Source organism: Psychrobacillus sp. NPDC093180 (assembly GCF_044754065.1).
Classification (GTDB): domain Bacteria; phylum Bacillota; class Bacilli; order Bacillales_A; family Planococcaceae; genus Psychrobacillus.
In genome coordinates this window covers 54,001-73,691 of record NZ_JBIVOJ010000014.1, presented here as the reverse complement: position 1 = coordinate 73,691, position 19,691 = coordinate 54,001, and the positions used below count along the sequence as shown (strand labels likewise).

Genomic DNA, 19,691 nt, shown 5'->3' with positions numbered 1-19,691 from the left:
TTGCTTTTTATTTTACAAAAAGTAAAACATAAGTGGAATATGGGTGAACCTAACAGCGCCTTCTTCATTTTTAGGAGTGAAATTCATGAAGCATTTTCGAGGAGTGCATGACAACGAATTACAACATTTTTTTCATGTACCGCCTAAAGATTTTTCGAAAGATCTAGATAAAAAAAAATTAGGCATTGCACTAGGAGCTACCTTATATATTCCAGGTTCCATGCCGGACATCAAATCAAAGTTAACAAACAATAATTTACGAAATTTAACAAACGCTATTATTTGCTTAGAAGACTCGATTGCAGATTCTGAGCTTATCTTGGCAGAACATAACGTCATCCATGAGCTCCGCCTAATAGACCAAGGTTTTGAAAAAGGAGTAACTTCAGAACATGAACTCCCCCTTCTATTCCTTCGCATTAGAAACGTAGAGCAGCTTCAAAAACTAGCAGAACAATTAGGCAGCACCATTGGTCTTTTTACTGGGATTGTTTTCCCCAAATGTACAACTTCGAATGCCGAGAATTTTTTAGCCTGCTTGCAAGACATTAATCGATATTATTCAACCTATTTATACGCATTGCCTATTTTAGAAACAAAAGAAATAATTTATACAGAATTGAGAGAACAAGAGCTTACTAGCTTGTACAAGTTATTCAAGGAATATGAAGATACTATTTTAACCATTCGTGTAGGGGCAACCGACTTTACAAGCCTCTTTGGTTTAAGACGTCCTGGCAACCGAACAGTATATGATATAAAGCTTGTTTCAGATTGTTTAACTGCTGTTTTAAACCAATTCACAAGACAAGAGGATAACTTTATCGTCTCTGGTCCTGTTTATGATTATTTTAGCTCGCAAAACCATGCGATAACTACTCATGACTTAAATGGATTTGAAGCTGTTCTATGGAACGAAGTACAACTAGATATTGACAATGGTTTTTTCGGGAAAACCTGTATTCATCCTTCTCAAATTGACATTGTAAATGCTGCTTACATAGTACCAAAAGAAATATACGATGATGCACGATTAATCGTCGGAAACAAAGACGAGACGAACGGAGTTTTACGAAGTTCGGCGAGAAACAAAATGAATGAAGTGAAGCCTCATTATAACTGGGCTTTAAAAATACTAACACAAGCAGAAATATATGGGGTGCTTAAAGAAAATGTTACATCACTCGACTTCCTCCAACATATCAAAAACGTACAACTTACACGGAGACTTAAAATTAACAATTGAAGTAAAAAACAATCCAAATAACTTTTCACCTGATGCCCTTTTTGAAATGGGGGTAAGAATAAACAAAAAAAGAAACTTTTTATTCGTAAGCCGCTTACTCGGAAAGCATTTGGCAGTAGACCCCGCCATCTCTCTTGCAACTGGGTCTATTTTAGCTTCTATGCTTCTGGAGAATGAAGGTCAAAAACCTCTTCCACAGTTAGATGAAATTGTGGAAATGGTTAATTCAGGTATTCCAGATCGAGCATTAAGCGCAAAATCATTGGCATACAAAGCAAAATTACCAACCAAAACTGTTTTTATTGGTTTTGCTGAAACTGCTACTGGCTTAGGACATGCGGTATTCAACCACTTTTATGATGCAACATATATCCATACAACGAGAGAAGAAATAATCAATTTAAAGCCTTCCTTTTATTTTGAAGAAGAGCATTCTCATGCTACCTCACACCGCGTCTATGCACCTGAAGAAATATTAATGGAAGCGGAAACGATTGTCCTGGTGGATGATGAAATTACCACAGGCCTTACCGCCTCCAACCTTATCGCAGCGTTAAGTAAATCATTTCCTGACAAACAATATAAAGTTTTATCTATTTTAGATTGGCGAAGTGACGATCAACGAAGTGAATTTAATCATGTGATGAAAGCTCGCGGTATATCAGCAGAAGTAATTTCTATTCTTTCTGGTCAGTTTTTATTGAGCAATGAAGCATCGATTGAAGAAAAAGAGCAGAGTTATCTTGAAGGCCGGAAGGAATTTGAACTATTTGCGGATAAATCATTAACGGCACCAGTCACTTCTTCTTACTATAGTGCACATGCTGCATACAACGCTTTTACAGGCAGATTTGGTATAACTTCTGATCATCACGAAGAAATGGAAGAATGGATTCAAAATATGATTAATAAGCTCCCTTCTATCGATAGAAACAAATCTACACTCGTGATTGGTGTGGGAGAAAATATATATGTTCCATTAAGATTTGCTTTGGCTTTTGGCGAAAAGACGAAAGTGCAAACAACGACAAGAAGCCCAATTTTCGCTAAAGATGAAAAACCCTATCCTATTAAACAAAAATGTAAATTCACTTTACCGGACTCAATCGGAATCGATCAATATATATATAACCTAGCAGAAGTTGAAGCCGAACAAATCATTGTAATAGCAGAAGCTGTGAAAGAAAAAACGAGCTGGTTTCCACTGCTTACACATCTAGGGAATTTTGCACCTGTTACATGGATATCCCTTACTCTGCCATATGAAGAAGGAGGAGAATAAGATGAAGTTACATACGAATGAGTTAGTAAAAACAAGCTATTCTCCAGAAGATATTACTTTTTTATTGAAGGATTTATCGAACGAACAAATCGAGTCATCGATCGAATCACGGGAAAAGTCTTTTCAAAACGGTTCTCACTATGCTGAGTCATTACCGATTGAATATCGCCCCACCGCTGAATACGTTAAAGTATACGAGCAAGCGCTAAAGGATTCTGCTGATCATATCGCACAACTAGTTGGCATTTTAACGAGACGAGTGCGTAAATTCGCAAACACGGATGATGTCGTACTTGTTTCTCTTGCACGAGCAGGAAGTCCAATTGGCATATTAATGAAAAGATATGCTAAAAACTTTTTGAAACTTAATTGGCCTCATTTTAGTATATCTATACTAAGAGGGAAAGGAATCGATGAGGAAGCAGTTAAAACAATCAGGGAACTTCACCCAAATAGCCATATACAATTTGTAGATGGTTGGACTGGAAAAGGGGCCATTCAAAACGAGCTAACAAAATCAGTACAGTATTTAAATGAAGCATACGAACTTCGTTTAAATGATGATTTGGCTGTTTTAACCGATCCTGGGGAATGCGCCACACTATTTGGTACGAGGGAAGATTTCCTTATTCCAAATGCATGCTTAAATTCAACCGTATCCGGCCTTGTTAGTCGCACCGTTTTAAACGATCAACTTCATCACCCTGGTGATTATCACGGGGCAAAATATTATGCAGAACTTGAAAATGAAGACGTATCTAATGAATTTATTGACCATATTTCTAAACGATTTTCAGAGCAGGAAACTAGCATTAAGAAATTAGCAGCAGAATTCCCTATTACGGATACAAGAACTTGGAGAGGTATGCAGGAAGTAGAAGCAATTGGTAAACAGTTCTATAAAACAATAGATATTAGTAAAGTAAAACCAAGTGTTGGAGAAACAACAAGGGTATTATTGAGAAGAAAACCATATAAAATATTAGTACGTGATACGAGTCATGAGTCAGTCCGCCATATCCTGCAGTTGAGCAAGGAAAAAAACATTCCAATTGAAGTAGTTCCCGAATTATTTTATCTTGCTATTGGACTGATTGAATCGGAGGATCTACGATGACTATCCTTTTTGCCAGTGATTTAGATCGTACACTTATCTATAGTAAAAACTCCAGGGGTACTGAGGTCCAAGAAAAGGACCTTTCCCCTGTAGAATGGGTCGATGAAAAACCAACTGCTTTTATGACCACAAAAGAAATTGAATACTTTCATAAACTTTCACCTACCATCACTTTTGTACCAGTTACTACAAGAACTGCGAGTCAATATAATCGGATTACAGGGATATTCAAACCTTCTGAAAAACCAACCTATGCAATCGTTTCCAATGGAGCTGTTATTTTAGAAAATGGAAAACCTCTTACGGAGTGGTCAGACAAAGTGAAAAAGCAACTCCAGCTAGATTGCACATCGATTGAACATGTAATGCCCCAGTTAGAGGCATATGCTAAAAAAGAGTTCGTTCTCCGCGTTTTACATGCAGAGTCTTGGTTTGTATATATGATTATTGATGAAAAAATGTTCTCAGTGGAAGAGCTTGAAAATCTTTCGCAAATTTTTTATGAACAAGGTTTTACACTTTCTCATCAAGGCAGAAAATTGTATATTATGCCAAATTGTATTAATAAATCAACGGCACTTCAATTTGTGAAAGAACGAATAGAGGCTAAAACTGTTATTGCTGCAGGTGATTCCATGCTTGATTTTGATATGGTTATGAGTGCTGATCAAGGCTATATCCCCTCTCACGGGGAAGCAGTAAAACAAAAGGAACTACTCCCTCCTCATGTTTTCGTTACAAACAATAGCGGAGTACTTGCTGGGGAAGAAATAGTAAAAAAAGTATGTGAGTATTTGTTATAATAGTTGTGAATAGGGGGAGAACCCATGGTGAATTTAAATCCAAAACGGATGAACTCGTGGGATTCATCCAATATTGGAAATTGGTTAAAAGATTCTTTAGGAGATTCTACGAAAGTATCTATTGACGGGGAAACATTAACTTACCCTCAATTAGTTTGCCAATACGTCGGTATGTCCTTAGATGAAGATGAATATTTCTCTTTCCTGCATACACAAGTAAACGAGTCTTCTGGCATGTTAACCATCCTTTCTGATGCGCTCAATAAAGAAATCACAGCAGAAAGGTTACGCTCGATCAATCAATTGTTTGATATGCATCGAAAAGAAAAAGGATTATCCCCAAATCGGATGGTCGCCTTTTTAGACGGGTATGCACTATTGCCTGCTTTAAATGATGCTGGCCTAAATAGAAGAATTCGAACCACATTAATAGATCTATCAAAAAACCTGCAAGCTACTTATGCAGAAGGAACCCTTCATCACGAATATAGACGAATTACAACCGATCTAGTGAAGTGGATTTTCAACCATGTAGAACCTGCTTTAGAAAAAGTAGATTTTAAAAAAGGACTACCTGGATTTCTTTGGTATGGCGATTCTACACCTAGCGAAAAATGGTTCCTTTCCTATTTAGCTAATTTCGGATTTCATGTAGTTGTATTTAATCCTTCCGATGATGCTTGGCCAAAACAAATGCTAGGAATTGATGCAGAGCATAGTCATCGCTTTCCGAAAATAGAAACTGAACTAAAACCATTGCCAGATGAAATGCCGAAAATTGCAGGAACTGTTGCTTTTAAAGCAACGCAAGAGATTAATGAACTATTACATCATGAAAACTCAGGATTATATAAGCCATTCCAATTCAAGTCTTTTTCTACGAATTCTATTCGGTTAAAAACGACGGAAGATGAAGTATTTTTAATCGCAAAAGAAAGAGCGATGATTCGTCCATATTTTGAGGTAAGCAATAAGCAAGTAACTATCCCTGTTGTGTTTGCTAAAATGATGGGAATTGATAAAAATCGCAAGCGCTTCTGGAACAATGTGCATTCTTTAACTGAACGTGAGGATACACATGTCATTCGACATTTCCCTTTCACAAAGGAGCAAAAAACAAATCAGCTATTTCATTATCGAGATGCTTTAGGGGCAAATGGAATATTAGATGCCGAAAAGATGAAAGCTGCCAATTGGTGGACATATGGAAAATTACCAACAGGCACACAAACTGTCATTGGAGAAGCAATAGCTAAACATGCAGAAGATCCAATTTTACTTCCTCAAGGAAAAGAATCAACGGAAGATCTTCAGCTATATGCATTTGCACAATCTATGGTATTACCAGACTTTGTAATTCGTCTTTTACAAACTTTTGACTATCCACAATTTGTCCCCACCATTTTTCTTTATAATGAGGAAAATGGTCCAGAGTTAAGTAGAGCAGACGCTAATGCATTGTGTATGATGCATTTACTAGGACTAGATGTTATCATTGTTAACCCCAAAGGTCATTTGGACATTGAAAAATGGGTACAAGAAGGTACATTCGACTTACATTGGATGGATGATCGAAGTTTTAATGAACCATTTAAAAATCCAAGTGTCGTACAAAAAATCTTTAAAAAATTTCGATAGTATTAGGGGGAATAGAAAGTGGAACTAGAAAAGCTAGAAATAGAACAACAAGAAAAGCTTTTAGAAGAAAGTAACGATTTAAAAGCACAACTAAAGCGAGATCCTCAAGTGTTACAGCTAGTAGCTAGAATAGATCCTAAAAACCAGGTGGAACTTCTGGAATTTGGTCGTGAGCCAGCAAATGAAATATCTACATTTACAAGCAAAATTTTAAACACGATCAAATCGAGCAGCATGGAAGAATCAAGCGAACTTTTAAAACAGCTTGGTAAAATCATGGATAAATTCGACAAAAAAGATTTCGTTGAAAAGCCTTCATTCCTCGGTAAAATATTCAAACAAGGTGAAAAGCTTATCGAAAAGTTATTCAACAAATACCAAACAATGGGTAGTGAAATTGATAAAGTATATGTTGAAATAACAAAATATGAAAAAGAGATGAAAAATTCAACAGCTACATTAGAAGAGCTGTATGATAAAAACTTTAACTACTTTATGGAACTAGAAAAGTATATTGTTGCAGGTGAACTCAAAGTAAACCAGCTAAGACAACTTGTTCCTAATTTACAACAAAAAGCAGAATCCGGTGATCAGCTTGTATTAATGGAGCTAAATAGCCTACAAAATGCAATCGAGCTACTCGACCAACGCATATACGATTTAGAAATGGCTAAACAAGTTTCCTATCAATCGGCTCCACAAATTAGAATGCTACAACGAGGCAATACAAAGTTAATCGGTAAGATAAACTCTGCATTCGTCACGACTATTCCAATATTTAAAACCGGACTGATTAATGCCATTTCGGCTAAAAGACAAAATCTTGTGGCAAAATCGATGAGTGAATTAGACCGTAGAACAAATGAAATGCTTCTTCGAAATGCCAATGACATTTCGAAACAAAGTGTAGATATCGCTCGAATGTCTGGCCAACCTAGCATTAAAATCGAAACAATTGAACAAACATGGGATACAATTATGCGTGGAATGAATGAAACAAAGGCAATTGAAGAAGAAAACCGCAAAATGAGGGAACAAGGACGTCTTCGACTAGAAGAGCTACAAAAGAAATACGAGGACGGACAAAGAAAATAATTTATTTTTAACAATGGATGAGGAGGAAACAGAATGTCAGTTATCAACCTTTCAAAGGGGCAAAAAATTGATTTAACGAAAACGAATCCAGGATTAAAAAATGTCTTAGTCGGATTAGGCTGGGATACGAATAGGTATAGTGGTGGGAATGACTTTGACTTAGACGCTTCCGCATTTATCGTGGATGGGAACGGGAAAGCATTTAATGAAAAAAGCTTTATCTTTTATAATAATCTTGAAAGTGAAGATGGCTCAGTTATCCACACTGGGGATAACCGTACTGGAGTCGGTGACGGAGATGATGAGCAATTACTCATCAAATTACCACTTGTTCCAAGCGTTGTACAAAAAGTCGTTTTTACGGTTACTATTCACGATGCAGAATTACGTAAACAAAACTTTGGTCAAGTTTCCAATGCTTTTATCCGAATTGTCAATGAAGATACAAATGAAGAAATCGTCCGTTATGATTTAGGTGAAGACTTTTCCATTGAAACAGCGCTTGTAGTTGGAGAAATTTACCGACACAATAACGAATGGAAGTTTAATGCAATAGGTAGCGGCTTTCAAGGCGGATTAGCTGCATTAATTACCGAATTTGGACTAAACTAAAGCGAAAACGTTTTGGGGCTATCCCCAATGTCAATAATGACTTGTGGATAGCCCCCCTTTTTACTTAACCTTTATCTTTGTACATTTTATCCGCTATACCCTCTTTACGTTGGTTCGGCGTCATTGGCTCTTGCTTTGGTAGTAAGCTATCAAATTCAGCCTCAATCGAAATTTCTTCTTTCATATTTTTGCTTTTAATGTCTGGATTTAACGAATTCGTGTATTTACTTGCTTTTTTATAATTTTCAAAAGACATGTCTACATCACCCTTTCATCTCATTCGTGCCTTTTTAATATGGCTAGTAAACCTGTTTTCATTCATGCATTAAAAATCGACGAAGGAAGCGTGAAAGTAACATCGCCACTAGAAGAAAAAAAGCGATCAAACTAACAACTCCAGCCCAACCAAAGTTGGACCAAAAAATTCCACCCACAGTACCACCAATACTCGACCCGACATAATAAAAGAATAAATAAAGCGATGAAGCCTGTGCTTTATCATGAGTTGCGCGATGACTTACCCATCCACTCGCAATCGAATGAGTACCAAAAAAACCAAAAGTAAATATGGTAATGCCAACAATCTTTAATGCCAGATGAATATCAAGCGTGATAAGACTACCAGCAAACATGATGACAATCCCTGAAATCAAAACTTTTTGTCGACCAAAACGATCAGCAAGACTACCAAACCATGTAGAACTGAACGTTCCAACCAAATAAATGATAAAAATCCAACCGACAATGGTTGTACTCAACGAATAGGGAGGATCAAGTAATTTATAACTAATATAGTTATACAAAGAAACAAAACCAGCCATTAATGTAAAGCCTATACCAAAAAGACATAGCATTGCCGGATCTTTTAAATGAGCCAATAGCGACTTTACTAAAGCCCTAACCTGTAACTTTCGCGGTTCAAAATGTTTAGAAGTAGGCAAGGCAGCAACAAAGTAAATACTAATCGCAATACTAAGTAACCCAAGAAAAATCATTCCAATTTTCCAGCTAAACAAATCTGTCATCGTTCCCATAATAATTCGTCCTGCTAATCCACCAACTGAATTCCCACTTATATAAAGTCCCATAGCAACTCCAAGGCTTTTTGGCTCCACCTCTTCACCCAAATATGCCATCGCAATAGCCGGAAGACCTGCAAACGCAATTCCCTGAATGATTCGCAAAGCAAGCAGAAGTTCAAAACTCGGTGAAAAAGCAATTGCCAACGTTAAGACAGATGCCGAAATAATAGAAATCGTCATCAATCTTTTACGTCCCCATGCCTCTGAGAGAGATCCAAATATGACGAGACTAATCGCTAATGCAAAAGTTGCAAAAGACAAGGATAAACTCGCTACTGCCGGTGAAATATGAAATTCCTTTGAAAACTCTGGTAGCACTGCTTGCGTACTATATAAATTAGCAAACGTTATAAACCCCGCGGCAAATAAGGCCAAATTTGTCTTTTTATATTCTTTTGTTCCTCTTTGTATATAATTCATTTCTAAAAAATCGCCTCTTTATCGAAAACTACCCATTACATTTTATTATCAACAATTATTTCTTCTTCGCCTAAATACATTGTGGATAACTTTGTTTCTAAGCCCTTATCCACATAATATCCGTGTGCTTGTGGACGAGAGCTCACAACCTTGGACAACTTTTCATCTGTAAAATGTAGAGCAACTCCATCATCGGCAGCGTATCCCGCCCCAATAATGTCTTGTCGTATAAACTTTTGATACATAGGACGTCTATCTGCCTCACCATCATAATGGGGACAATTGCTCCCGCTTATTAAACCAAGACATGAAATAGGCTCAAGTTCATCTCCATAAGAGTCCGTCACCCCTTCTTCAAACCAGCAAAGCGATCCAGCACTAATACCTGATAAAATTGTTCCATTGTTATAAGCTTCTCGAATAGCTTTATCAAGCTCCCACTCTTTCCAAAGAACCATTAGGTTTTTGGTGTTTCCTCCACCTACATATAAGATGTCTTGTTCCATGATGAATTTTTTAATATCACGCGTAGAAGGTTTAAATAAAGAGAAATGCGTCGGTTCACATTCTTCTTGTCGAAAAAACTGATAAAACTTTTCTATATAACTATCTGCATCCCCACTTGCCGTTCCAATAAAACAAATTTTCGGTCTCTTTTTCGTGGATTGTTGCAAAATATATCGATCTAATAACGGGTTTTCCGGTTCCATTGAAAAACCGCCGCCCCCCATTGCAATAATTTGTCTCATTTCTTTATCCTCCTAGTAATCCGTCTTTTAATATTGAGATGGAAACAAGTTCCTTTATTGTACCTATAATAACATGAAAAAAGAGCTATTAGTAGAAAGCTAAAGTGCAAGACTCCAGTTATTACAAAGTACTAAAGCGAGAAAATGAAAGGAGTTTGCTACTTACTTAGTTCCAGCTGTTTTGATAAAACTTATTATCCCTACTTTATATTTACCGTCTTAAAATCCAGTAAATGGTCGAACGCGACAAACTCCCCTTCGAACACGACGAAACCAATCTAGCTGATACTCTTTTGGCAATAATGGGAAGTCTGGTGTCTATTTACTACGCAGAATCTCCATAATTTGAAGAATCTTTCTGCACTCTTATCCAGTTAATGGATAAGAGCAATCAATCAGGCATGGAGAGCGACCAATTCCATTCCTAAAGCAACTAAGTCAATAATAGAGCAATCAAATTCCAAGTTAAAGCAACCATTTCTTAAAATAACAAGTTTACTTGGATTGAGACAACATTAACCACCGCACAGTTTCCCTATATTATGATTAAAATATGCCATTGAATATGCTACTCGAAAAAGTTGTCCACATGTCTATGTCTTCTATAATTTTTGGTTCAACCAAATAAACCACCCTTCCAAAATAGAAGAGTGGCTCTTGTGCGATAACCGTTTAAACAATACGATTCTCTGTATTTGCATCAAAGAAATGCGCTTTCTCCATGTCAAACGCTAGGGAAATAGTATCTAATGGTTGAATTGTTGAGTTTGACTCAATTCGAGCGATAAATTCTGATCCGTTTAACGTTGAGTAAAGGTAAGTTTCCGCACCCATTAACTCGGCAACATCGATTGTAGCTTGAAATGTTGAATGGACATGTGCGCTAATATCTTTCGTGTCTGTATAAATATCCTCGGGTCTAATCCCTAAAATTATTTCTTTTCCAAAATAGCCTTTTTCTTTTAGGAGTCCCTGTTTATTTTCAGGAACACGCATTTTTATATCTCCTAATAGTAAGCCTTCAGCAGTCAACATTCCTTTAAAGAAATTCATAGCAGGTGAACCGATAAACCCTCCTACAAATACGTTTACAGGTAGATCGTATACCTCTTTTGGAGTTCCTACTTGTTGAATAATACCATCTTTCATCACTACAAGTCGTGTAGCCATCGTCATTGCTTCCGTCTGGTCATGAGTCACGTAAATGGTTGTCGTTTGTAATCGACGATGCAATTTTTGAATTTCTGTTCGCATTTGAACTCGTAATTTTGCATCCAAGTTTGATAATGGTTCATCCATCAAGAAAATTTTCGCATCTCGCACTATAGCACGACCTAATGCAACACGTTGTCGTTGCCCTCCGGATAAGGCTTTTGGTTTTCGATTTAAATACTCTTCTAAGCCTAATATGTTGGCCGCTTGTTGTACTCGTTTGTCAATTTGTTTCTTCGGTACTTTACGAAGTTTTAAGCTAAATGCCATATTTTCATAAACTGTCATGTGTGGATATAAAGCATAGTTTTGAAAAACCATGGCAATGTCACGATTTTTAGGTGCCACATCATTCATTCGTTTTCCATCAATTTCAAAGTCCCCTGCTGAAATATCTTCTAGACCGGCAATCATCCTTAAAGTAGTTGACTTTCCACAACCAGATGGCCCAACAAATACGATGAACTCTTTATCTTGAATATGTAAGTTAAAATCTTTTACCGCTAAGACACCTTTATCGTATTCCTTTGTTAGATTTATTAATTTTAACTCTGCCATACGACTTCTCCTCCCAAACTTTTTTTATCTACCATAAATTATTGTTACGTTTGGATGTTCCTTTAATCGACTTGCCGGGAAATCTTCTGATATGCTTTCTTGTTTTAATCGTTCTATCGCTCTCATCTTCTGTTCACCAAAAGCAAGTAGTATAATTTTCTTTGCTTGCATGATCGTTTCTATTCCCATAGAAATTGCGTATTCCGGGACCTCCTGCTTAGAAGAGAAATATATTGAATTTGCTGCCCTCGTATCTTCTGCTAATGTTACTACATGCGTTTTTGATTGAAACGAAGTACCTGGTTCATTGAAACCAATATGACCATTCACACCAATTCCAAGTAGCTGTAAGTCGATACCTCCGCTTTGTAGAATTGATTGTTCGTAACGAACACATTCTTCCTGCAAGTTTGGAGCTAATCCGTTTGGTATATGAATATCATTCTTCTCTATATCAACCTGACTAAATAAGTGTTTTTCCATGTAACTGTGATAACTAGTCACATCAGCTGGAGATACTCCAACATACTCATCTAAGTTAAATGTCTTCACTTGAGAAAATGAAAAAACCCTTTGCTTATATCTCTTCACGAACTCTTCATAAAATCCTATTGGACTACCACCAGTTGCTAATCCGAGCACACTATCTGGTTTCTGTAATAGTTGCTGTTCAAAGCAATCTGCGGCCTTTAAACTCATTTCTTGGTAAGTGTCTACTTCAATCCAGCGTATTTTCTTCGAACTAATCATGAGAATAACTTAGCCTACCTTTGCAAAAAGTGTAACGTACGTCAAATTCTTTACTAAGTAATACAATATCCGCGTCTTTCCCAACCGTTAGGCTTCCTTTTCTGTCGTAAACTCCTAGCCTTTCAGCTGCATTCATCGATGTCATTTTTGCTAAATCCAAAACAGGAATTTCTGTCAGACTTTGTATTTTTTTTAGTGCATCATTCATTTTCAGCACACTTCCTGCTAGTGTTCCATTTTCTAAAGTTGCTTTGGATCCAATCACTTGTACTTTTTGGTCCGCTAACATGTAATTGCCTGACGGTAAGCCTTTAGCACGCATTGAATCAGTGATGAGTATTAAGCGATCTGATCCGATTACTTGAACAATTAGCTTTAACATGTCATCGGATAAATGAATTCCATCAGCGATTACTTCACAAAATAATTGGTTATTCAAAAAACCTGCACCTACAACCCCAATTTCTCTATGGTGCAAGCCAGTCATGGCATTAGTGAAATGAGTTAAATGCGTTAATCCATGTCGAGTAGCTTCCGCAATATCAGCAAATGTTCCTGTTGTATGACCTGCTGAAGAGATTACCTCTTTTTTTGTAAGAAATTGAATCATTTCAAAGTTGGAATCTAACTCTGGTGCTAACGTTACTATTTTTAAATAGTTCAACTGTTCACCAAACCATTCTTTGACTAATTCAATAGAAGGCTTACGAATATACTGTAACGGTTGTGCTCCTGATTGGTCTGGGTGAATAAATGGACCTTCTAAATGGAATCCCAACATTTCAGCACCTTCATATTCCTCAAGCCCTGACAGAAAGCGGGAATTCACTTCCACGCATTTCTGAATTTGTTGAGGAGAGTGTGTAAGGGTCGTCGCTAAAAACGAGGTCGTCCCTTCTTGAGGTAAGTATGCTGCAATTTCCTTTGTTGCTTGTTCCTCGCCATCCATAAAATCAGCACCTACTGCCCCATGAATATGAATGTCTATAAAACCGGGAAGTGCTAAGAACCCTTTACCATCGAACCGGGTTGCAATACTATTTTCTATGGACTGTTCAGAAATTAGCGCAATTTTTCCTTCTTGTATTAAAATTTCTCCCCATTTCACTTGCCCATCTTCTAAACATATTCGGATATTTTGAAGGATATAATCAGACATTTTATGCACCCTCTTATTTTTAGAAACGTTATTTTTTCTTCTTACGAAAGGTTTGATTTTGGATATCCTCAATTGCTTCTCTTGTAGAATCAAGATAAGTTATGGTTGTATCAAATTGTTTGGAAGCTACAGACATAAATAATATGTCCATCACATGTAGTTGCGCCAATCTTGAAGAGGTCGCACCACTTCGGAAATTGGCCTCTCTTGTTGGAGAGGTATATAGCTGGATATCTGATATTTGGGAAATAGGAGATTGACCGTACTTAGTTAAACTAATGGTCGTAGCTCCCTTCTCATTTGCTAATTCTAATATTTTCTCCACCTCGAACGTGTTTCCTGAGAATGAAATACCAAATACAACATCTTCTTTACTGGTGTTCGCAACAATCGTAGCTCCCATATGTAAATCTGTACTAACCGTTGATGCTTTATGAATACGTAAAAACTTCTGCTGAGCATCTATTGCGGAAATACCGGAAGCACCTACTCCAAAAAAATGGATGTTGTTAGCCTTTACAATTGCTTTTACAGCTAATTCTAACTGCTGACTGTCAATTAACTCGGCAGTTTCTAGTAATGTTTGTACTGCTTGTTCGGTCACCTTTTGTATCGTGATAGATACGGGCTCATTTGGTTTAATATCGCGGTCAATCGTTTCAATTTTACGGCCTAAGTCTCCATTTATCCGAAGCTTTAACTCTTGAAATCCTTTTAGTTTCAAAGATTTACACAATCTCGTTACCGCAGCTCCACTTGTTTGACTCATTTCTCCTAGTTCGGACACCGTCATCCCTACTGTCTTTTCAGGGTTTTCTAAAATATAGTCCGCAATTTTTTGCTCAGACGGTGGAAGCGTCTCTCGCATTTCACTTAATAAAACTAATCCTCCGCTCGCTATTCCCATCCAATCAATCCTTCTACCTATATTTCAATAGTTACAGTATTTATTCTTGTTGTTCATTTGTCAGTTCTTTTACCATGACATGGAACTTTCTAAAGGTTTGGAAACCATTTTTTAAATAAAGATGTCCTGCAGCACTCGTTTCACTCGTCCATAAAAACCATGCTCCGAGAATGGTTTGTTCTCTCATTGCTTGTAATGTCTCATGTAAAAGAATTTTTCCTAAGCCTTTACCCTGCTCATTTTCATCTACACCAAACGGTCCAAATCTCTCTCTAATCCCTTCATAGCCTCCGTAGAGGGCAAATCCAACTATATTATTATGCTTTTTTGCTACTAGAATTTGCGATGGATCCATTCCTTGTAATATACCCTCGCGGATCGCTCTTCCCCAATCAGGATTAAAATGGATATTCGCAAATTGGATTAATGCATATAAATCTCCGTCTTGAACTCGGCCAAAGGAGTAGCCTTCCTGTTCACGTTGCTTTTTTAATTCCAGAACGTTTAATGGATATTCATAATTTGTTAATACACGATGCATAGCAACAGGAGAATATACTCTTTTAAACTTTTCTTTTCTTAAAAAAGCATAGCCACTTGAATATCGTTCTTCATCGATACCTGGTAAAAAGTAGTTGGGAGCATACGATGAAAAGAAAACCTTTTCTGCCCCTTGATCTTTAATATATTGACATGCTCGTTCTACTAATTGATGCCCGATTCCTTTTCTTTCATAACCTGCTTCCACCATGAAAAATGTAATCCATCCTGTATCTGATTCCAAATTCGTTCCTTCCATCGGCAGCTTCCTTGTTATCGCTAATATCGCTCCTACTATTCTTTCTTCTTGAACTGCTACAATCAATCCATTTGGATCAAAGTTAGCATCTAGTAATACTTGCTTCCGAAATCGTGATGCATTAATCGGATCGCGATTTAAAACTTTGTTCCACAATTCAATGATTCCTATTTCATCCCCGCTTCGAAATGATCGGTACATATCGTTCACCCCTCTTTTATAGAAGCTAATTTTACCGCGTCTCTTACAAATCCTCCTGTTTCTGAAATAAGCTTTTTTGCTTTAGCTTTATCTACACCTGTTAAAATTATGACAATTGCTAGTTTTACGTCATAAGCAGTTTCTTCAAGGATATGTTCTGCTTCCTCATCTGAAACCCCTGTACTGTAACAAACCATTTTTTTAGCACGTTCTCTAAGCTTGAAATTGCTAGCATTCAAATCTACCATTAAATTTTTATATACTTTCCCAGTCTTAACCATAGCTGTAGTGGATATCATATTTAAAATCATTTTGTGAGCAGTGGCTGCGCGCAAACGTGTCGATCCTGTCAGTACTTCGGGACCTGTTACAACCTCAATATTAATAGAAGCAAATTCACTTATCGTCGAGTTTTTATTACTTGAAAGACTCACAGTTGTTGCTTTACAGGAATTTGCATATATTAATGCACCCTTCACGTAAGGAGTTCGACCGCTTGCAGCTATTCCTATAACCACATCATTTTCGCTCACATTTAGTTTTTGCAAATCTTCTGCACCGAGCAATTCATCATCTTCTGCTCCTTCTACCGCTGTGAACATAGCTCCTTCTCCCCCCGCTAAAACAGCTTTCACCATATTTGGAGAGGTACTGAAAGTCGGAGGGCATTCTACTGCATCTAAGACACCAATTCTACCACTTGTTCCAGCTCCGATATAAATGAGACTACCTCCACTTTCAAAAGCTTTTACTACTTTTTTAACGGTTTCCTCAATTTGTGGAATCACTCTCTGAACTGCTTGGGGAATTGATTGATCCTCCTCGTTCATGAGTTCTAAGATTTCTTTTATATTCATCTCATCTAAGTGATGCGACTTCGGGTTAAACTTTTCAGTTGTTAGAAGTGATATATTGTTCATCGCTCTTCCTTCCTATCTATATCGTAAGTATGGTCGTCTATTTTCTATGAATTTATCACTGTCTAATTGACATGTTAATAGAAATTTATCTGTTTGATTTGTTAACAATCCTTTTCGTAAACTATCGCTGCCAGCTAGCAAATCGAACATGGGATGCTTTAAGTTGTCGTATTCTAGAAACTTTAGTTCTTCCGGATACATTTTAGCAATTACCCTTAACACTTGGACAATAGTAGATAATGGTTTAAACAATGTTCGGTTGGTGATATGTAGCTGAATACCTTCACAACTTTCGCCTTCGTACTTTTGATATGTAGGGTTGAATGAGATATCCCTAGCGGTTACCCCCTCCATCCCCAAAGCATTGATCTCATCCTGTAAATAGACTCCGTTTATAAATGGAGCTCCAATAATTTCAAATGGTTGTGTGGTGCCGCGGCCTTCAGATAAATTAGTTCCTTCTATTAAGCAGGTGCCTGGATACAACAGCATCATATCTAAATTCGTTGTGTTAGGTGAAGGCGGGATCCATGGCAATTGTATATCCGTTATATAACAATCTCTTACCCAGCCTTCCATTTCTACGACAGTCAAATCACAGTGAATGGAAAACTCTTCATTGAAATAGGTCGCCAATTCGCCGACAGTCATACCATGACGATTGGGTATTGGGTACAAACCGACAAATGATTTGAAATCATCCTCCAATAAATTACCCTCCACCGCAGATCCTCCAATTGGATTCGGACGATCTAATATAATAACCTTCTTCCCAATTTTGGCACATGCCTGCATCATGTAAACAAGTGAATATAAATAGGTGTAGTATCTCGAACCAATGTCCTGAATATCAAAAACTACTACGTCTACTTGTTCCATCATAATAGGCGTTGGCTTCTTAGATTGACCATACAGGCTAAATACTGTTATACCTGTTTCTTCATGGATCATATGAGAAAATCTTTCACCTTCCTTCACAGCTGTTTTCAATCCATGCTCAGGAGCAAACAGTGTGGTTAAGTTAATGTCTGGATGTTGGTGAAATAAACGAATAGTAGATATCAACTTGGCATTAGCACCTGTTTGATTGGTTAAAAGCCCTACTCTTTTTCCCTTTAATACACTTATATGCTTTTCCATAAAAACATCTATACCCAATTTAACGTTATGTTTCATTCTTTTACTCCGCCTATCGTTAACCCTTTTACGAAGTAACGTTGGAATAGTATAAATACAATAATCATTGGAATAGCTGCAACCGCCGCGCCACTCATCAACAATTTAAAACTAGCTAAGTTGGCATCTTGTAATGTTTTTAATCCTACAGGTAATGTATATAACTCAGCACTATTCAAGACGATAATCGGCCATAAAAATGAATTCCAAACATTCATGAAGGTAAAAATACCAAGGGCAGCCAGTCCTGGCTTTGCAAGAGGTAAAACGACAGTCCAGAACGTCCTCCACTCACTTGCCCCGTCCATTCTCGCCGCTTCGAGTAACTCGTCTGGGATAGAATACATAAATTGTCTCATTAAGAACACACCGAACACCATCGATAAATCAGGTAAAATGAGCGCCCAATGTGTATCCATCAGTTCCAAATCACGAATCATCATGAAAAGCGGTACGAGCGTCACTTGTCCTGGAATCATCATCGTAGAAATAATAATCCAAAAAATTAAGTTTCTACCAGGAAATTTCTTTTTAGCTAATACGTAACCCGCCATCGAATCTATTAATAAGATTCCGAACGTAACAACCACTGAAATATACAAACTATTAAAAAACCACTTTCCAATATCATGCTTTTGAAAGAGACTCTTAAAGCTCGAGAATGTATTGTCAACAATATGCTCCATCATCTCGCGGTGATATGTCTCATCTTCTATATTGTCTGCTTTTTTCGCTTCTCTTGCTCCAGACCAATGCTCAAAATATAAAGGAATTCCCATAGGATACATTTTGGGTGGATTTGCATCTACATAAGATATAGGGCGTTCCATATCTTTTGATTGGTAGCTACTTAGCTGTAGTGATGTAGAGAATACCCAATAAAGTGGAAGTAGTGAAACAACCGCAAATATCGTTAATAGTACATAAATAATTAGTTTATTTAATCCGTTAAACGAATTTTTTTTCATAGTCGTTCCTCCAATCACTCATCATGACGAAGTACCCGAAATTGGATAATCGAGAAGATAAGGATGATAACAAATAATACAACCGATTGTGCAGCAGCGAAACCAAATTCAAAATCCCGGAAACCCGTTTTATAAATAAGATGGACTAACGTTTCGGTAGCGCTACCCGGTCCTCCACCCGTCATCATAATGATCTGAGTAAATACTTGAAAGGAGCCAATTGTACTTAATAACACAAGATACAATGTTGTAGGTTTCAATAATGGCACTGTAATATAAAGCCATTGCTTAAAGGTACTTGCTCCATCAATCCTTGCTGCTTCGTAAAGAGATTCCGAAATAGAACCCATCGATGCTAAATACATAATAATACCAACGCCGAAGGGGATGAGGCATTGCATAATAATCAAAGCCCATAAAGCGCTTGATGATTGCCCTAACCAATTGAGAGGTTCGATTCCAAACCAACCTAATACGTAGTTAAATAATCCAAATTCATAGTTATACATCCAACGCCATACCATTGCGATAATGACCATGGAAGTAACTGTTGGCAGGTAAAAAGCTGAACGAAAGAAGCTTTGAGATAGCTTTCCTAATACAAATATCATGGATGCAATGACAAGAGCACTTATCACACTAAACGGAACGGTTACAACTGTGAAAAGCAACGTGTTTTTCAAAGCTATTCGAAAAGCTTCGCTTTCAAATACTTTTATGTAGTTATCAATTCCAACAAACTCACTACCAAATACTTTGTACTCTTGAAATGAAAGCACAAAAGCCCAAACAACCGGAATAGCCACGAACAGTGTAAATAAAAGCAATTTTGGCATTAAAAACAGATAGGAACTATAATTTTTCATCATTTGTAGTAAAATCTTTCTGCTTGGTTTTTTTCTTTCTGTTCCTTCTTTTTTTGGTGTTGCACCAATTGGCTGTTGTATCAAAATGGGTCACCTCCTAAAATTGAAGCAGGCTTGCATGATGCAGAGCC

General features: G+C 37.2%; 19 protein-coding genes. 7 read left to right on the top strand and 12 right to left on the bottom strand.

Features of this window, described 5'->3' with window-relative positions; translation table 11 throughout:
- Positions 1-85: 85 nt before the first annotated feature.
- From ACIP9W_RS18810 to ACIP9W_RS18780, 7 genes are read left to right on the top strand one after another with little or no spacing between them, the layout of a single operon-like run.
- On the top strand, positions 86-1,246 hold the full coding sequence (locus ACIP9W_RS18810; protein ID WP_400792576.1) for an HpcH/HpaI aldolase/citrate lyase family protein: 1,161 nt from the start codon (positions 86-88) through the stop codon (positions 1,244-1,246).
- Positions 1,173-2,528, top strand: a complete 1,356-nt coding sequence (locus ACIP9W_RS18805; RefSeq protein WP_400792574.1) for a phosphoribosyltransferase domain-containing protein — start codon at positions 1,173-1,175, stop codon at positions 2,526-2,528. The genes ACIP9W_RS18810 and ACIP9W_RS18805 overlap by 74 nt, the downstream gene beginning before the upstream one ends.
- 1 nt (position 2,529) lies before the next feature.
- Positions 2,530-3,645 (top strand): cysteine protease StiP family protein, encoded by a 1,116-nt coding sequence (locus ACIP9W_RS18800; protein WP_400792572.1) that lies wholly within the window; start codon positions 2,530-2,532, stop codon positions 3,643-3,645.
- Entirely contained in the window at positions 3,642-4,448 is an 807-nt protein-coding gene (locus tag ACIP9W_RS18795) for an HAD family hydrolase (protein ID WP_400792569.1), read from the top strand. Before ACIP9W_RS18800 ends, ACIP9W_RS18795 begins: the two co-directional genes overlap by 4 nt.
- A gap of 24 nt (positions 4,449-4,472) precedes the next feature.
- Positions 4,473-6,086 (top strand): YceG family protein, encoded by a 1,614-nt coding sequence (locus ACIP9W_RS18790; RefSeq protein WP_400792566.1) that lies wholly within the window; start codon positions 4,473-4,475, stop codon positions 6,084-6,086.
- 18 nt (positions 6,087-6,104) lie between these two features.
- On the top strand, positions 6,105-7,181 hold the full coding sequence (locus ACIP9W_RS18785) for a toxic anion resistance protein (protein WP_400792564.1): 1,077 nt from the start codon (positions 6,105-6,107) through the stop codon (positions 7,179-7,181).
- A gap of 33 nt (positions 7,182-7,214) precedes the next feature.
- Positions 7,215-7,793, top strand: a complete 579-nt coding sequence (locus ACIP9W_RS18780) for a TerD family protein (RefSeq protein WP_400792561.1) — start codon at positions 7,215-7,217, stop codon at positions 7,791-7,793.
- Between the two features lie 64 nt (positions 7,794-7,857).
- On the opposite strand, the gene ACIP9W_RS18775 is transcribed toward ACIP9W_RS18780, so the two are convergent.
- From ACIP9W_RS18775 to ACIP9W_RS18720, 12 genes are all read right to left on the bottom strand, one after another.
- Positions 7,858-8,049 (bottom strand): hypothetical protein, encoded by a 192-nt coding sequence (locus ACIP9W_RS18775; RefSeq protein ID WP_282242431.1) that lies wholly within the window; start codon positions 8,047-8,049, stop codon positions 7,858-7,860.
- Positions 8,050-8,107: 58 nt separating this feature from the next.
- Complete coding sequence (locus ACIP9W_RS18770; RefSeq protein ID WP_400792559.1) at positions 8,108-9,295, bottom strand: MFS transporter; 1,188 nt, start codon at positions 9,293-9,295, stop codon at positions 8,108-8,110.
- A gap of 35 nt (positions 9,296-9,330) precedes the next feature.
- On the bottom strand, positions 9,331-10,044 hold the full coding sequence (locus tag ACIP9W_RS18765) for a Type 1 glutamine amidotransferase-like domain-containing protein (protein ID WP_400792556.1): 714 nt from the start codon (positions 10,042-10,044) through the stop codon (positions 9,331-9,333).
- Between the two features lie 672 nt (positions 10,045-10,716).
- A complete protein-coding gene (locus ACIP9W_RS18760; protein WP_400792554.1) occupies positions 10,717-11,814 on the bottom strand; it encodes an ABC transporter ATP-binding protein in 1,098 nt (365 codons plus the stop codon).
- A gap of 24 nt (positions 11,815-11,838) precedes the next feature.
- The gene (gene nagB, locus ACIP9W_RS18755; RefSeq protein WP_400792633.1) at positions 11,839-12,546 is read right to left on the bottom strand and encodes a glucosamine-6-phosphate deaminase; all 708 of its coding nucleotides are present in this window, start codon (positions 12,544-12,546) and stop codon (positions 11,839-11,841) included.
- 10 nt (positions 12,547-12,556) lie between these two features.
- Positions 12,557-13,723 (bottom strand): N-acetylglucosamine-6-phosphate deacetylase, encoded by a 1,167-nt coding sequence (gene nagA / locus ACIP9W_RS18750; RefSeq protein ID WP_400792551.1) that lies wholly within the window; start codon positions 13,721-13,723, stop codon positions 12,557-12,559.
- 28 nt (positions 13,724-13,751) lie between these two features.
- Positions 13,752-14,630: a MurR/RpiR family transcriptional regulator gene (locus ACIP9W_RS18745; RefSeq protein ID WP_400792549.1), complete on the bottom strand. Its 879-nt coding sequence runs from the start codon at positions 14,628-14,630 to the stop codon at positions 13,752-13,754.
- Positions 14,631-14,670: 40 nt separating this feature from the next.
- A complete protein-coding gene (locus ACIP9W_RS18740) occupies positions 14,671-15,630 on the bottom strand; it encodes a GNAT family N-acetyltransferase (protein ID WP_400792546.1) in 960 nt (319 codons plus the stop codon).
- Positions 15,631-15,635: 5 nt separating this feature from the next.
- The gene (gene murQ / locus ACIP9W_RS18735; RefSeq protein ID WP_400792543.1) at positions 15,636-16,550 is read right to left on the bottom strand and encodes an N-acetylmuramic acid 6-phosphate etherase; all 915 of its coding nucleotides are present in this window, start codon (positions 16,548-16,550) and stop codon (positions 15,636-15,638) included.
- Between the two features lie 12 nt (positions 16,551-16,562).
- On the bottom strand, positions 16,563-17,726 hold the full coding sequence (locus tag ACIP9W_RS18730) for an exo-beta-N-acetylmuramidase NamZ family protein (protein ID WP_400792540.1): 1,164 nt from the start codon (positions 17,724-17,726) through the stop codon (positions 16,563-16,565).
- Complete coding sequence (locus ACIP9W_RS18725; protein WP_400792537.1) at positions 17,723-18,694, bottom strand: carbohydrate ABC transporter permease; 972 nt, start codon at positions 18,692-18,694, stop codon at positions 17,723-17,725. The genes ACIP9W_RS18730 and ACIP9W_RS18725 overlap by 4 nt, the downstream gene beginning before the upstream one ends.
- 14 nt (positions 18,695-18,708) lie before the next feature.
- Positions 18,709-19,644 carry a carbohydrate ABC transporter permease gene (locus ACIP9W_RS18720; protein ID WP_400792534.1) on the bottom strand — a complete coding sequence of 312 codons (936 nt, stop codon included), beginning with the start codon at positions 19,642-19,644 and terminating at the stop codon, positions 18,709-18,711.
- Positions 19,645-19,691 lie beyond the last annotated feature (47 nt).